This is a genomic window from Catenulispora sp. EB89 (genome assembly GCF_041261445.1).
In the GTDB taxonomy this organism is placed as follows: domain Bacteria; phylum Actinomycetota; class Actinomycetes; order Streptomycetales; family Catenulisporaceae; genus Catenulispora.
On sequence record NZ_JBGCCU010000044.1, the window covers coordinates 1 to 14,131 of the forward strand.

The following is a 14,131-nucleotide window of genomic DNA, read 5'->3' on the forward strand; positions in this document are numbered from 1 at the left end:
ACCCGTCGCTGTCTCGAAGAACAGGAACACGCGCTCAACCTGGTTCCGAAACAGCATCAGAGCCTTGATAGCCTTCTGGGGTTAAACGGCAAGCTCAACCTGGTTCCGAAACAGCATCAGAGCCTTGATAGCCTTCTGGGGTTAAACGGCAAGCTAAGAGCTAGAGCAAGTACCAGAGCTAGAGCTAGTACCAGAGCTAGTGCCGCAGCAGGCAACGTTCGCCCCGTCGGCGCGCAACAATCGTCGTCGTGGATGACTCGACTCGTGACAGGCTCTCTCGTCTGTGGGACGAGCACCGACGTGCGCCCTTCCCTGCCCGGCTTCGCGGCAAGGACGTCGGCGAGATCGACTTCATCCTGGTGGACGCCGACATCGCCGGATGTGTCCAGACGCTGCTCTCGCGTGGGTTGCTGGGCGAGTGGCGTGAAGGCGTCCTGAACACTTGCATCGGGCATCTGTCCGTCGTACTTCCGCTGCTCGCCGATGCGGTCGAATTCGCGTACTACGAACGTCTGCGTGTCATGGCCGAGCTTGCGTTGAACTGGCAGCGCGAACAGACGAACCCGGCCTGATGGTGTTGAGGCCGGGTTCGGGCGGCGTTCGGTGGCGGCGAGCCAGGGTCGAGCACATGTAGGCAATCGCTGACGGCGAGGTGATACCCGAGCCCGGCGAGCCCGGCGTCGTGTTTCTGCCGGAGCTAGTACCAGAGCTAGAACCAGAGCCAGAGCCACAAAGTAGCGGCCCGCCATCGTCGTACGAAGGCGGGCCGCTGGCACTGCGGTGGGGTAACGGCCTCAGGGCGCGGTCATCGTCCGGGACTTGACCTCGGCGAGGACGCCGCTGAGGTCCGCCAGCAGTGCAGCCTGTTCGGCCCGGAGGTAGAAGTGCCCGCCGGGCATCACTACGAGCCGGAATGGGCCCCGGGTCAGCTCCGACCAGCGGTCCATCTGCTCCGGCGTTACCTCGGTGTCGACGTCGCCGGTGTAGCCGTAGATCGGGCAGTCCAGCAGGGGGCGCTCGCCGCCGTCGAAGGTGTCCACCAGGCGGTAGTCCGCTCGGATTGCGGGCAGCACGAGGTCGCGTAGGGCCTCGTCGGCGAAGACGGCGGCGCGGCTGTCGTCGAAGCCGACGATGTGGGCGATGATCTCCTCGTCGGTGCCGAAGATCAGCTTTCGGCCGGGTAGCAGGTGCGTCGGTCGGCGGCCGGACACGCACAGCGCCGCCGGCGGGTTCCCCTGTTCCTGGAGGCGCAGTGCGACCTCGTGTGCGACGGTGGCGCCCATGCTGTGGCCGAACAGGACCAGGCGGTAGGCGCTCAGGCCCTTGATGCCGTCGGCGATCTCGTCGGCGAGGTCCTCCAGGCGGGGCGGGATCGGATCGCGCAGGCGGTCCTCTCGGCCCGGGTATCGGACGGCGAGGAGGCCGACGTCTGATGGGAGTCCGCGGGCCCAGGTGTGGAAGGTGCTCGCGCCGGCGCCGGCGGGGGCGAAGCAGATCAGCTTCGTCGGGCAGCCGCCGTCGTCGCGGTAGCGGCGGATCAGTAGTTCGTCGTCCACTGGTGTCATCCTCCGAACTCGGCGAGGACCGGGCCCTGGGCGTCCTGTTCTGTGCGCCGGGCCACGATCGAGTCGATGATCTCTCCGCTGCGCAGTGCGATGTTCGACAGCAGGGAGGAGGCCAGGCCGTGGCTGTGCTCGGTGCCGCCTTGCAGGTAGATACCGCAGCCTAGCTCCGGAGTGGTGGCTATGCGGTAGTCGCGTTCCATCCGGTAGCGGCCCGAGTCGTCGCGCAGGCACAGCCGGTCCAGGTCGCCGAGCAGGCTCGAGGGGTTCATCGCGGCGTAGCCGGTCGCGCAGACCAGGGCGTCGACGTTGAGTTCGCGGATCTCGGCGCCGGGGCCTTCCTGGAGGGACACGCGGGTCTCGGCGCCGACCCGTTTGACGCCGGCGACCCGGGTCAGGTTGATGAACTCCAGGCGCTTGACGCCCTGGATCTCGTCGTCGTACCAGCGCTGGTACAGGGCCTTGATCACGTCCTCGTCGACGACCGAGTAGTTGGTGTTGCGGTGGTACCGCCAGAACGTGTCGCGCGTGCGGTCGCTGCCGAAGTAGTAGTCGTCGACGGCCTCGGGGTTGAAGACCTGGTTGGCGAACGGCGAGTCGTCCGAGATGGGGTAGCCGTACGCCGGGACGATCGCGTGCACCTGGGCGTGCGGCAGCTCGTCGTACAGGAACCGGACGATCTCCGCGGCGCTCTGGCCGGCTCCGGCGACCGCGACCCGGCGCAGTTCGCGCGGGTTCATCGTGCGGTACTTCTCCAGGAACTCCGAGCTGTGCCACACCCGCTCGTCCCGGCTCACGCCCTCGGGCATGCTGGGCACCAGGCCGGTCGAGATGACGACGTTGCGCGCCAGCACGGTCCGGCTGCCCCGGCCGCCGGTGTCGGCGACCTCCAGCTCCAGCACCGGCCGCTCCGGCGCGGCGTCCGGGGCCAGCCGGATCGACCGTACCTGCGAGCCGTAGGAGACCCGGTGCGCCACCCTGGCCTGGGCCCAGTCCAGGTACTGGTGGAACTCCTTGCGCGTGGGAAAGAAGTCCTGGTTGTTCACGAACTGCAGCAGCCGCCCCGACGCGTGCAGGAAGGAGATGAAGCTGAAGCTCGACGTCGGATTGCGGAAGGTCGCCAGATCCTTGAGGAAGGAAATCTGCATGGTGGTCGACGGCAACAGCATGTTGCGGTGCCATCCGAAAGCCGCCTGCCGTTCCAGGAAGAGACTGCTTATCCCATTCTCGGGACAATCCGTCCGCTGTTCCTCCAGGGCGATGGCAAGCGACAGGTTGGACGGACCGAAACCGACGCCGACCACGTCGTAGATAGCGTTTTCACTCTCACTCATCAAGAATTCTCCCGGTCGTCTGCCATGGGTTTTCCGCTCCCCGAAGGCTCAGATTAAGGCTGCCTGTTCAACTGTTCAAGAGTGCCGCGGATCCTTTCGCGGCATAGTCCCTCTCCCTATCATTGCCGGTGCGCTCGCATTGTTGCCCGGCCGATCGCTCGGCCGCCGTGGTGAGGAGATAAAAATGCACGCCCGACAACTCGATGTGGAAGGTGTCGTCGAGTTCTCCCCGGAGATCCACCGCGACGATCGCGGATTGTTCGTCTCCCCGTTCACCCGGGAGGCGCTCGCCGAGCACACCGGCCTGGGCGTCTTCTCCGTCACCCAGCTCAGCTACAGCACCTCGCAGCGCGGCACGATGCGCGGCATCCACTTCACCAAGTGCCCGCCGGGGAAGGCGAAGTTCGTGTGCTGTCTGGCCGGCGAGGCCCTGGATTTCGTCGTGGACCTGCGCAAGGGCTCACCCACGTTCGGCCGCTGGGACACCGCGGAGTTGAGCGGCGCCACCATGCGGGCGCTGTACGTGCCGGTCGGTGTGGGGCACGGCTTCGCCGCCCTCCGGGACGACACCCTCATCTCGTACATGATCGCCGGCGATTACGTCCCCTCCTTCGAGATCGCCCTTTCTCCGCTGGACCCGGACCTCGGCCTGCCGCTTCCGGCAGGGCTGGAGCTGCTGCTGTCCGACCGCGACCGCGCGGCACCCACCCTGAAGGAGCTCGACGAGCGGGGCCTGCTTCCCGACTACGCCGAGGCCCGGCGTCTCGACGCGTCGCTGTGATCCCCGCACCGGCGGTCAGCTGAGCCATGCGTCCGGAGCCGTCCCGCCGTTGCCGATCGGCGGGAACAGCTCCTCCAGAAGAGCGGTCTGCTCGTCCGACAGCGGCGATTCCAGTGCCTGGAGCGCGTCCTTGACGTGGTCGGGGGTGCGCGGCCCGATGACCGTGGACGTCACTCCGGGCCGGGCCGTTACCCAGGCCAGGCCGACCTGCGCCGGATCCCGTCCGAAGTCCGCGCACAGCTGCTCGTAGCGCTCGATCGTGCCGTGCATCCGCTCCAGCGCCGCGGCCGAGCGTCCCTGCCCCGACTTCACCGCCCGGCCTTCGGCGGTCTTGCGCAGGACGCCGCTGAGCAGTCCGCCGTGCAGCGGCGACCAGGGCATCACGGCCACTCCGTACGCGCGGGCCGCGGGGAGCAGTTCGAGTTCGGGATGGCGCACGGCGAGGTTGTAAAGACACTGCTCGGAGACGACGCCCACGAAGTGGCGCGCCTTCGCCGCCTCCTGGGCCGCGGCCAGATCCCACCCGGCGAAGTTCGACGAGCCCACGTAGCGGACCTTGCCCTGCCGCACCAGGATCTCCATGGCCTGCCACACCTCGTCCCAGCCGGCGTCCCGGTCGACGTGGTGCATCTGGAACAGGTCGATCCACTCGGTGCCCAGCCGGCGCAGCGAGGCCTCGCAGCCGGCGATGATGTGGCGGGCCGACAGCCCCCGGTCGTTGACGCCGCCGCCCATCGGGTTGCCCACCTTGGTGGCCAGCACCACCTGGTCGCGCAGCGCGGCCGAGGACACCAGCCACCTGCCGACGACCTCCTCGGTGTAGCCCTGGTACTCGCGCCAGCCGTACATGTCGGCGGTGTCCACGAAGTTGACGCCGCTGTCGACCGCGTGGTCCATCAGGGCCCTGGCTTCCGGCTCGGAGACCCGGCCGCCGAAGTTGACCGTGCCCAGGCAGATCCGGCTGACGCGCAGCGCGGTGCGGCCCAGCCGGGTGTGCAGTGTGTCGTCGGCGTGGACGGTGGTCACCGGTCGCCTCCGTCGTATCGGGACCGTAGGCAGGCCAGCACGCTGCGGGCCTGCATGTTGAGGTAGTGGCTGTGCTGGGCCAGGTCCTCCAGCTGGCCCGGGGTGAGCCAGCGGAACTCCGGCGGCTCCGGCTGCCACTCGGTCTCGACCACGAGGTGCCGGCTGCCGGTGTGGTAGAACCGGCCGCCCTCGTCGGACAGGACGGTGTCGAAGCGGATGTCGGCGGGCCGGGCGTTCTGGACCAGGTCCAGGAAGGGCGGCCGCTGCTCCGGCGGCAGGTGCGCGCAGTCGGCCGGGGTGCACTGCACGGTGGGCGCCAGCTCCGCGGTGTCCGTCAGCCCCGGCTCGATCCGCAGCTGCATCAGCACGTGGAGGACGCCGCGCAGCCGGGTGACGACGAGCGCCGCGAGCTCCGTGGACCGCGCGCGGATCATCGGCTGCCACCAGTGCCCCACCTCCCGGCCCACCGCCTCCACCTCGACCCCGATCACCTCGAAGTGCTTGCCGCCGCGGTGCCTGATGCGGCCGCCGGTGAACGCCCAGTCGGTCAGCGCGTCCAGCGGGACGGTGCGGGCGTGCAGCTCCGACAGCGTCCTGGTCTCGGTGATCCAGCTCAGGACGTCCACCAGCGGGTGCAGTGCCGGGCCGCCCGGGGCCAGGGATCGGGCCAGCGCGGTCGCGAAGCCGTCCTCCGCGGCGGCGTCGGTGTCCTCGCCCAGCGGCAGGCAGGCCAGCACCGACCGGGTGCTCATGTTCACCAGGTCGTCGACGGCCAGCAGCCGGTGCAGCTGTCCCAGCGTCAGCCACACGAAGCCGTCCCGCGCCGGGACCGGGTCCGAGGTCTCCACGATCATGTTCCGGTTGCGTTTGCGCAGGAACCTCGAGCCCTGCTCGGACTGGCGCACGTCGGCGATGACGTGCGCCGGCTCCTGGAAGTACTCCAGATACGGCACGGGCAGGCCGCCGTGGATGCCGGTGTAGTTGCTCCGGGTGGCCTGGACGGTGGGGGAGAGCTGCAGGCCGTTGCGATTGCCCGGTTCGGCCTTGAGCTGCATCAGGATGTGCAGGACCCCGTCGAACTCCTTCACCAGGAAGCCCAGGATCCCGGTCTCCGGCTGGTTGATGATGGGCTGTCCCCACGCCGCCGACGGGCTCTGCCGGCCGGCCCCGGGGCCCTGCTTGTCCACCTGGAGGCCCTCGATGGAGAAGAAGCGGCCGCTCTCGTGGGCGATGAAGCCGGTGCGGCGGTCGCGGTGCCAGCCGTGCAGGCGGTCCAGCGGCACCGTCTCGGTGATGGTGCGCACGTTCTCCTGGGTCCGCCCCACGAGCTTGTCGAACTCGGCCAGGCTCGGCGTCGTCCGTGCGGACTCGGCGAACCGCCGTGCCGCCGCCGAACGGGTGCGTGCTCCGGCCGTGGGCGCCGGTGGCCCAGCAGACGCAGTGCTCATGATGTCTCCTGTCTCGACCAGTGGCGGGGTCCGGCGCTGTGGGTGGAGCCGGAGCCGAATCGCCTTTTCGCTGAGCGGCGTGGGGGAATCCCGATCCGCGGGGCTTTTTCGGGGTGTCCGCCGAATGTCGTTCGCCGCGTTCCATCTCCGGTCCGCCGGAAATAAGTAATGGCTGGCTTCGGGTCAGAGAATTGAGAGACGGTGCGGTCTCCCATATGCATTGTCCGGGGCGGTTCTCATGCGGCATAGAGTGCGCTGTCCACTTGTCTGGCCTGTCCCGTCGGCGGGACACGAATGCCAGGCATGACAACGCGGGGCCGCCGGGCCGTCAGAGGTCTGCGATCAGGGACGTCGCCGCGGCCGGCGGCCGGCGCGCGGGCCGGGGCGGGCCCGGTGCGCCGGGCCTCGCGGGACCGTCGGGCACGATGGTGGAGCCGATCTCGCCGGGCAATCCACTAGATTCCACACGTCTGTCCGGCTGCTGTAAGTGTCGAACCCTTGACTGACTTATCGACACACAGCAGTTTTCCATGGTGTTTCGACAGCCTTGGCCCGGTCGAGAAGGGAAAACCACATGACCGATCCCGAGCACAAGAATCCACGGCTCCTGCCGCATGAGTCCGCGCAGGAGAAGGAGGTCCGCGAAAGGCTGACGAAACTCCTGACGGAGACGCCGATTCCGCCGGTGTATCTCATCGACAACCTTCCGGTCTATCTGCGCCGCCATCAGCTGGCCGACCTGCTGACGATGGACGCGCTCTACCGGATGCTGCCCGAGATCCCCGGCGTGATCATGGAGTTCGGCGTCCTGCACGGCCGCCACCTGGCCACCCTCGCCGCGCTGCGCGGAATCCACGAGCCCTACAACTCCTTCCGGCGGATCATCGGGTTCGACACCTTCACCGGATTTCCCGACGTCGCCGACATCGACCGGGTGAGCCCGAGCGCGACCCCGGGCCGGTTCGCGGTCCCCGCCGACGAGGTCGAGCACCTGCGCGAGGTGCTGGCCGCGCACGAGGCCGGCGATCCGATCCCGCACGTCCAGCGGACCTTCGTCGTGCAGGGCGACGTCCGCGAGACGGTTCCGCGGTACCTGGAGGAGAACCCGGAGACCGTCATCGGGATGGCCTTCTTCGACCTCGACCTCTACGCGCCGACCCGTGAAGTGCTCCAGGCGATCCGTCCGCACCTGGTGAAGGGCAGCATCGTCGCCTTCGACGAGCTCGGACATCCGAGGTGGCCGGGCGTGACCGCGGCGATCCGCGAGACGTTGGGCCTGGAGAACATGACGCTGCGCCAGCTGCCCTTCCGCGAGCAGCCCGTGATCTATGCGCGCTGGGGCGAGTGAGGGCGCCGGCTCGCGCGTGAAGCGGTCGTAACTAACGCCTTTCGCCCTCTCAGGGGTCGCCGACAGGCCGCCGACGGGCCGCCGACACGACGCGGCCCGTCGGGTGTGCGCCGGTACGCACCGGCGCGCGCCGACGGGCCGTCCGGGGTGCTGCTGACAGATGCCTGAGAAAAACCTGTGGATTTCCGTGGCATGTTCCGGCCACGAACTCGTACCAGCTTGTTCCGGTGGGAGCACTTAAGCCCTTTTGTCGGAATGTCCGGCCGACTACCGAGAGCCATCGGGCGGTCGCGCAGTCGTCGCAGGTCCCGGCCCGATTGCGGTTCCGCAGCGCGTCCGGCGGCACAGCGCAGCGTGACCGGATAACATCGGCCATTGACACGGTCCGCGTACCGGGGCGGTTCCTAAAGCCTTTTTGGTCATGCCTCCTTATGCTAGGTTGAATGTCAGTTCTCTGAGATGTATCTGCAGGTGAACCGAAACTGCAACCTAAGGAGACGCATGCTTCACGGGGACCCGTCTGTGCAGGACCGGAAAGACGTGGCCAGAGGCGACAGAGACCTCGGTGGTGCATTGGACACCTCGACGTTCATCACCAGAAGAGGTCTGCGGCTGCCCAGGCGGATGGCATTCGAAAAATGGGTGGGAATCGGCAACTACTTGTCCGGGGTGATGTCCGCCTCGTCGTGGTGCCTCGGGGATTGGCTGGTGTACGGGGAGGCGACTTTTACCGGTAGATACCGCGATGCCATCGAATTGACCTCGCTAGATTACCAGACGCTGCGGAATCACGCTTGGGTGGCCCGGAGTTTTCCGATGTCTCGTCGCCGGGACAGATTGAGTTTCACGCACCACGCCGAAGTGGCGGCCCTTCCTGAACCCGAACAGGACTTCTGGCTGCTGAAGGCCGAACAGCACGCGTGGTCGGTCAAGCGGCTGCGCCGCGAGGTGCGGGCCAGCCTGGTGGAACGGAACACCGGCGGCGAGAACCAGCTCTCCGAAGAAGCCCAGAACGTGCACCAGCTCCCGGTCCGGAGCGCGGAGTCGAAGGTCTCCACCTCGGTCGAGGACACCGTCTCGCTGAGCGTGTCGGTCCCCGCGGACTGCCTGGAGTTCTGTCGGGCCACGGCCACCAGACTCGGCCTCAACCTCGACGCGTGGGTGGCCCAGATCCTCGTGGCGGTCGCGGAATCCACCGGCGAGCGCAACGATCTGCATTTGCCGCAGATCGGCTGACCCACTCCACTTTTCCCGACCGGCCGTCGCCGGCCGTTCAGAGCCGCCCGCCTACTAGCACTATCAGTGGCGTGCGGCATCTTTTGTGATACCCGTGGTTCCGGCGCGCCGCTGTCTTGTCGGCGGGACGCCTATATGGCCCCACCTGCCAAGACGGCGGCGTCGGCCCGGGTAATGGAGTTCTCTTCGAAGAATGTGGTTTCTTGGCTGCCGGCAGCAATTCGCTTCTGGCAGCAATTTCGTTCCAGGGAACAGGGAGGGCACCGCCGTGAGGTTGACGCCCGGTACCGGCCAGGAAACCGACCTCGACCGCGTCGACTTGTTCGACCTGGACCTCTACAGCTCCGGCGATCCGCACCGCGTCTGGGACGTGATGCGCGCCGAGGCGCCGCTGCACCACCAGGTGCTGCCCGACGGCCGGGAGTTCTGGTCGGTGACCCGGTACGACGACGTCTGCCGCGTGCTCGGCGATCACCGCTTCTTCACCTCCGAACGCGGCACGGTGGTCACCCACCTCGGCGTGGACGACGTCGCCGCCGGCACGCTGCTGACCTCCACCGACCCGCCGCGGCACAGCCAGGTCCGCCGGGCCATCGGCACCGTGCTCACCGCGCGTGCCGTGGCGCCGTGGGAGGACCGGATCCGGGCCGCGGTCGTGCGCTTCCTGGAGCCGGCGCTCGACGGCGGCGTCTTCGACCTCGCCGAGCGGGCGCTGCGCCTGCCGATGATCGTTGCCGGCCCGGTGCTGGGCATCCCGGAGCCGGACTGGGACGAGCTGGTGCAGCTGACCGCGATGGTCACGGCGCCCTCGGACCCGCACTTCCAGCTCGGCACCGAGGCCGCGACGCTGGCCATCTCGCACCACGAGCTCGTCACCTACGTCACCGAGTGGGTCCGGGCGCGGCGCTCGGCCGGGGGCGGCCGGGACGGCAGTCTGCTGGACCACCTGACGAACGTCAGCGTGGGCGGCGTGCCGCTGACCGACGAGGAGATCGCGTTGGACGGCTACAGCATCCTGCTGGGCGCCAACGTGACCACCCCGCACACCGTCTCCGGCACGGTGCTCGCGCTGATCGAGCGCCCCGAGCAGTTCGCGAAGGTCAAGGCCGACCCCTCGCTGCTGCCCAACCTGGTCGAGGAAGGGCTGCGGTGGACGTCGGCCGCCTGTAACTTCATGCGGTACGCGGTGTCCGACACCCCGATCGGCGGGGGCGTGGTCCCGGCCCGCGGCGCGGTCGTCGCCTGGATCGGGTCGGCCAACCGGGACGAGTCGCAGTTCCCGGATCCGCACGAGTTCGACGCCACCCGCAACGCCGGCCGGCAGATCGCGTTCGGATTCGGCCCGCACTACTGCATCGGGGCCCCGCTGGCCCGGATGACCCTGCGGATCTTCTTCAGCGAGCTGTCGCGGAGGTTCGGATCCGTCGAGCTCGCCGGCGAGCCGGAGCACCTGCGCTCCTACTTCATCGCCGGCATGACCCACCTGCCCGTCGTCGCCAAGAAATGAATGACGTCATGACATCCGGTCCCACCCCCGCCCGGTCGCCGTGGTTCCTGCGGCCGCCGGCCCCGTCCGGCCTCGCCGCCCGGGTCTTCTGCTTCCCCCGGTCCGGAACCGGCGCCTCGGCCTTCAGTGCGTGGCCGGCCGCGATCGGCGCGGCGCAGGTCTGCCCGATCCAGTTCCCCGGCCGTGAGAACCGGCTGGCCGAGCCCCACTACGGCACGTACGAACAGCTCGCCGACAGCCTGGTCGAACCGCTGACGCCGCTGCTGGACCGTCCCTTCGCGTTCTTCGGCCACTGCGCCGGCGCGATGCCGGCCTTCGAGACCGTGCTCCGGCTCGCCGAGCGCTCGCTGCCCCTGCCGAGCTGCCTGATCGTGTCCGGCCAGCCGGCGCCGCGGTACGCCGGCAGCGACCGGATGCTCGCCCTGACCGAGGCCGAGCTGCGCGCCGAGCTGGAGGCGGTGGTCCGCGGCCGGGGGATCGAGCCGCGGCCCGACATGATCGATCTGGGCATGCTGACGCTGCGCGGCGACGTCGCGGCGGCGCGGGCCTACCGGCGGGACGAGCCGGTCGCGCTGGGCTGCCCCGTCGTGGTCCTGCAGTGGCGCGACGACCTCGACGTGCGCCCGGACCACATCCAGGAATGGCGGCGCTACGCGGACCCGGTCGAGATCCGGGTCGTCGACGGCGGTCCCCAGGACTTCGCGACACCGCCGGAAGAGCTGAGCAAGGTGCTGGCCGGATGGATGTGAGCGCCGCGCGCACCGATGTCGCCGTGGTCGGGATGGCGTGCCGGTTCCCCGGAGTGTCCGGCCTGGAGGAGTTCTGGAGGCTGCTCGTCGACGGCCGGTCGACCGTCGGGAGTTTTCCCGGGCAGCGCGGCGGCTTCCCGCAGAACACTGCCGATCCCGACGCCGCCACGCTGAGTTCGGGGTCGTTCTTCGAGGCCGTCGACGGGTTCGACGCGGGGTTCTTCGGAACCGGTCCGGCCGAGGCCGCCGCCATGGATCCGGTGCAGCGGCTGGGGTTGGAGCTGGCCTGGGAGGCTGTCGAGGACGCCCGGATGCCGGCGTCCGCGCTGGCCGGCCGCCAGGTCGACGTGGTGGTCGGCGCCGCGCCCTCCGGGTACGAGCAGCTGCGTGCGGCGTCCGGCAGCGACCGGGACGACCACTACGCCGCGCTCGGGTCCAGCGGCGCCCTGGTCGCCAACCGGATCTCGAACCTGTTCGACGTCCGGGGCATGAGCTTCTGCGCGGACTCCGGCCAGTCCTCCTCGCTGGTGGCGCTGGCGCTGGCGTGCGACCGGATCCGCGGCGGCGCGGTCGAGACGGTGCTCGCCGGCGGCGTGCAGTTGATCGTCGATCCGGCGTCCGGTGCCGGGCTGGCGAACCTGGGCGTCCTGTCGCCCGACGGCCGCTCCCACACTTTCGACGCGCGGGCCAACGGCTTCGTCCGGGGCGAGGGCGGGGCGTTCGTCGTGCTGAAGCGGCTCGACTTGGCGGTCGCCGACGGCGACCACGTCTACGCGGTGGTCCGCGGCTGGGGCGTCGGCGGGACCGGCGCCGCCGCGCGGATGCCGGATCCCAGCCCGAGTGCGCAGGCGGCAACCGTGCTGACGGCTCTGCGGAGCGCGGACGTCCCCTTCGACGGCGTCGACTATGTCGAGGCGCACGGCACCGGTACCCGGCGCGGCGATCCGGCGGAGATCGCCGGGCTGCGTGAGGTGTCCCGGCGCAGCGGCCGCGATCATGTGCTGGCGATCGGCTCGGTGAAGACGAACGTCGGGCACCTGGAGGCGGCCGCCGGGATCACCGGCTTCGTCAAGACGGCGCTGTGCCTGGACCGGGCGCGGCTGGTGCCGAGCCTGAACTTCGAGTCGCCGAACCCTGACATCCCGCGCTTGCTGGAGGACTTCGAGGTCGTCGTCCGCGCACGGCCCTGGCCCGGTGGGCCGGACCGGCCTCGGCGGGCCGGGGTGTCGTCGTTCGGGATGGGTGGTACGAACGCGCACGCGATCCTCGAACAGGCCCCGGAACCGCGGCGCACACCGGAATCCGACAGCGACAGCGCCACTGGCCCCGGCCCCGGCACCGGCCCCGACACCAGCGCCGAGCCGGTGCACGAGGCCGGCGGCGCTCCCGGGATGCTGCCGTGGGTGCTGTCGGCGCGGTCGGCGTCGGCGCTGCGGGAGCAGGCAGAGCGGCTGCGGGACTTCATGGCGGTCGAGTCCGCGCTGTCGGTGGCCGACATCGGGTACTCGCTGACGGCGACCCGTTCGTCGTTCGAGCATCGGGCGGTGGTGCTCGGCACGGACCGGGCCGAGTTGCTGGCCGGTCTCGACACTGTGGCCGCGGATCGCAATGCGGCGCGTTTGGTACGTGGTGTGGCCACGGCGCCGACCGGGCCGGTCGTCTTCGTGTTTCCGGGCCAGGGATCGCAGTGGCCTGGCATGGGGCGGCGGCTCTACGCCGAGTCGGAGGTCTTCGCGTCCTCGATCGACGAGTGCGCGCGGGCGCTGGCGCCGTGGGTGGACTGGTCGCTGGTCGACGTGGTGACCGGCGTGGAGTCCACGGCGTCGTTGGAAGGCCGCGACGACGTGATCCAGCCGGCGCTGTGGGCGATGATGGTGTCCCTGGCGCGGGTGTGGCAGTCGCTGGGGGTGGTCCCTCAGGCCGTGGTGGGGCACTCGCAGGGCGAGATCGCCGCGGCGTGCGTTTCCGGCGCGCTGTCCGTCGAGGACGCGGCGCGGGTCGTCGCCGTGCGCAGCAAGGCCCTGATCGAGCTGGCGGGCTCGGGCGGACTTCATGCGGTGGGCGCGTCCCGGGCCTGGGCCGAGGAGCGGCTGGAGCGGTGGCCGGGCCGGCTTTCCCTGGCCGCCGTCAACGGGCCGAGCTCGGTGCTGGTCTCCGGCGAGGTCGAGGCGCTGGAGGAATTCGCGGCCGGAGCCGAAGACGAAGGTGTTCGAGTACGGCGGGTCCGCGTGGACTACGCGGCGCATTCCCACCAGGTCGAGCGCATCCAGAAGCGGCTGTCGGCGGACACCGAGGGTCTGGACCCACGGCCGCCGACGGTGGAGTTCCACTCCACGGTGACCGGCGGACCGCTCGGTCCGCGCCTGCTCGACGGCTCCTACTGGTACGACAACCTGCGCTCGACGGTGCGCTTCGGCGAGGTGGCCGAGAACCTGATGCGGGCCGGAGCGGTGCTCGTCGAAGTCAGCCCGCATCCGGTGCTCGCCGTGGCGATGGCGGAGACGGCTGACGCGTCGCAGACCTCGCCGGTGCTGGCCGACACCCTGCACAAGGACGACGGGAGCGCCGGCCGGATCCTGGCGTCGCTGGCCGAGCTGCATGTGCGGGGCGTGCCGGTGGACTGGGACGCGGTGTTCGCCGCGCACCGGCCGCGCCGGGTCGCCCTGCCGACCTACGCGTTCCAACGCCAGAGGTTCTGGCTGACCGCCCCCGAGGCAACCGGCGATGCCGGTGCCAGCGGGTTCGCGGCTGCGGATCTGATCTCCGAGTCATCGGTCCTGGAGCTCGTGTGCGCCGAGGCCGCGGCGGTCCTGAACGAGCAGGACTCGGCGCTGACCGGCGGCGATCTGGCTTCCGGATCGACCCGGACGTTCAAGGACCTGGGCTTCGACTCCTCGATGGCGGTGCGGCTGCGCAACCGCCTCATCGCGGCCGGCGGAGTGCGGCTTCCGGCGACGGTGGCGTTCACCTATCCCACCCCGCATGCGCTCAGCCGGCACCTCTTCTCCGTTCTCGCACCGGCGGAACCCGCTGCTCCGGACCCGGTGGACACACCGTCGGAAGACCGCAGCGACGACGACATTTTCGAACTGATCGACCGCGGATACGTCTAGCCGCGCTTATTCGTTGGGGAGGTTCCG

The 14,131-nt window shown here is 69.6% G+C and carries 11 protein-coding genes; 7 read left to right on the top strand and 4 right to left on the bottom strand.

Features of this window, described 5'->3' with window-relative positions; translation table 11 throughout:
- Positions 1-248: 248 nt before the first annotated feature.
- Entirely contained in the window at positions 249-572 is a 324-nt protein-coding gene (locus ABH920_RS47925) for a hypothetical protein (protein WP_370356154.1), read from the top strand.
- A 222-nt stretch (positions 573-794) separates the two neighbouring features.
- Here ABH920_RS47925 and ABH920_RS47930 read toward each other — a convergent pair whose 3' ends face one another.
- Positions 795-1,556 (bottom strand): thioesterase II family protein, encoded by a 762-nt coding sequence (locus ABH920_RS47930; protein WP_370356156.1) that lies wholly within the window; start codon positions 1,554-1,556, stop codon positions 795-797.
- Between the two features lie 5 nt (positions 1,557-1,561).
- Complete coding sequence (locus ABH920_RS47935; protein WP_370356158.1) at positions 1,562-2,896, bottom strand: lysine N(6)-hydroxylase/L-ornithine N(5)-oxygenase family protein; 1,335 nt, start codon at positions 2,894-2,896, stop codon at positions 1,562-1,564.
- Positions 2,897-3,080: 184 nt separating this feature from the next.
- Between ABH920_RS47935 and ABH920_RS47940 the strand changes: the two genes are divergently transcribed.
- The gene (locus ABH920_RS47940; protein WP_370356160.1) at positions 3,081-3,677 is read left to right on the top strand and encodes a dTDP-4-dehydrorhamnose 3,5-epimerase family protein; all 597 of its coding nucleotides are present in this window, start codon (positions 3,081-3,083) and stop codon (positions 3,675-3,677) included.
- 15 nt (positions 3,678-3,692) lie between these two features.
- On the opposite strand, the gene ABH920_RS47945 is transcribed toward ABH920_RS47940, so the two are convergent.
- Together ABH920_RS47945 and ABH920_RS47950 are read right to left on the bottom strand one after the other, a co-directional pair.
- Positions 3,693-4,703, bottom strand: a complete 1,011-nt coding sequence (locus ABH920_RS47945) for an aldo/keto reductase (RefSeq protein WP_370356162.1) — start codon at positions 4,701-4,703, stop codon at positions 3,693-3,695.
- Positions 4,700-6,151, bottom strand: a complete 1,452-nt coding sequence (locus ABH920_RS47950; RefSeq protein WP_370356164.1) for an NDP-hexose 2,3-dehydratase family protein — start codon at positions 6,149-6,151, stop codon at positions 4,700-4,702. The genes ABH920_RS47945 and ABH920_RS47950 overlap by 4 nt, the downstream gene beginning before the upstream one ends.
- Before the next feature lie 574 nt (positions 6,152-6,725).
- On the opposite strand from ABH920_RS47950, the gene ABH920_RS47955 reads away from it, so the two are divergent.
- The 5 genes from ABH920_RS47955 (at position 6,726) to ABH920_RS47975 (ending at position 14,104) form a co-directional block, all read left to right on the top strand.
- On the top strand, positions 6,726-7,499 hold the full coding sequence (locus ABH920_RS47955; RefSeq protein WP_370356166.1) for a class I SAM-dependent methyltransferase: 774 nt from the start codon (positions 6,726-6,728) through the stop codon (positions 7,497-7,499).
- A gap of 501 nt (positions 7,500-8,000) precedes the next feature.
- The gene (locus ABH920_RS47960) at positions 8,001-8,735 is read left to right on the top strand and encodes an LmbU family transcriptional regulator (protein WP_370356168.1); all 735 of its coding nucleotides are present in this window, start codon (positions 8,001-8,003) and stop codon (positions 8,733-8,735) included.
- 268 nt (positions 8,736-9,003) lie between these two features.
- On the top strand, positions 9,004-10,242 hold the full coding sequence (locus tag ABH920_RS47965) for a cytochrome P450 (protein WP_370356170.1): 1,239 nt from the start codon (positions 9,004-9,006) through the stop codon (positions 10,240-10,242).
- A gap of 8 nt (positions 10,243-10,250) precedes the next feature.
- On the top strand, positions 10,251-10,991 hold the full coding sequence (locus ABH920_RS47970) for a thioesterase II family protein (RefSeq protein ID WP_370356172.1): 741 nt from the start codon (positions 10,251-10,253) through the stop codon (positions 10,989-10,991).
- Positions 10,982-14,104: a type I polyketide synthase gene (locus ABH920_RS47975; protein ID WP_370356174.1), complete on the top strand. Its 3,123-nt coding sequence runs from the start codon at positions 10,982-10,984 to the stop codon at positions 14,102-14,104. Before ABH920_RS47970 ends, ABH920_RS47975 begins: the two co-directional genes overlap by 10 nt.
- Positions 14,105-14,131: the final 27 nt, after the last annotated feature.

Coding starts and splice junctions, on each gene's coding strand:
- ABH920_RS47935 (WP_370356158.1), bottom strand. CDS start 2,896: ATGAGTGAGAGTGAAAACGCTATCTACGACGTGGTCGGCGTCGGTTTC.
- ABH920_RS47940 (WP_370356160.1), top strand. CDS start 3,081: ATGCACGCCCGACAACTCGATGTGGAAGGTGTCGTCGAGTTCTCCCCG.
- ABH920_RS47950 (WP_370356164.1), bottom strand. CDS start 6,151: ATGAGCACTGCGTCTGCTGGGCCACCGGCGCCCACGGCCGGAGCACGC.
- ABH920_RS47955 (WP_370356166.1), top strand. CDS start 6,726: ATGACCGATCCCGAGCACAAGAATCCACGGCTCCTGCCGCATGAGTCC.
- ABH920_RS47960 (WP_370356168.1), top strand. CDS start 8,001: ATGCTTCACGGGGACCCGTCTGTGCAGGACCGGAAAGACGTGGCCAGA.
- ABH920_RS47970 (WP_370356172.1), top strand. CDS start 10,251: ATGACATCCGGTCCCACCCCCGCCCGGTCGCCGTGGTTCCTGCGGCCG.
- ABH920_RS47975 (WP_370356174.1), top strand. CDS start 10,982: ATGGATGTGAGCGCCGCGCGCACCGATGTCGCCGTGGTCGGGATGGCG.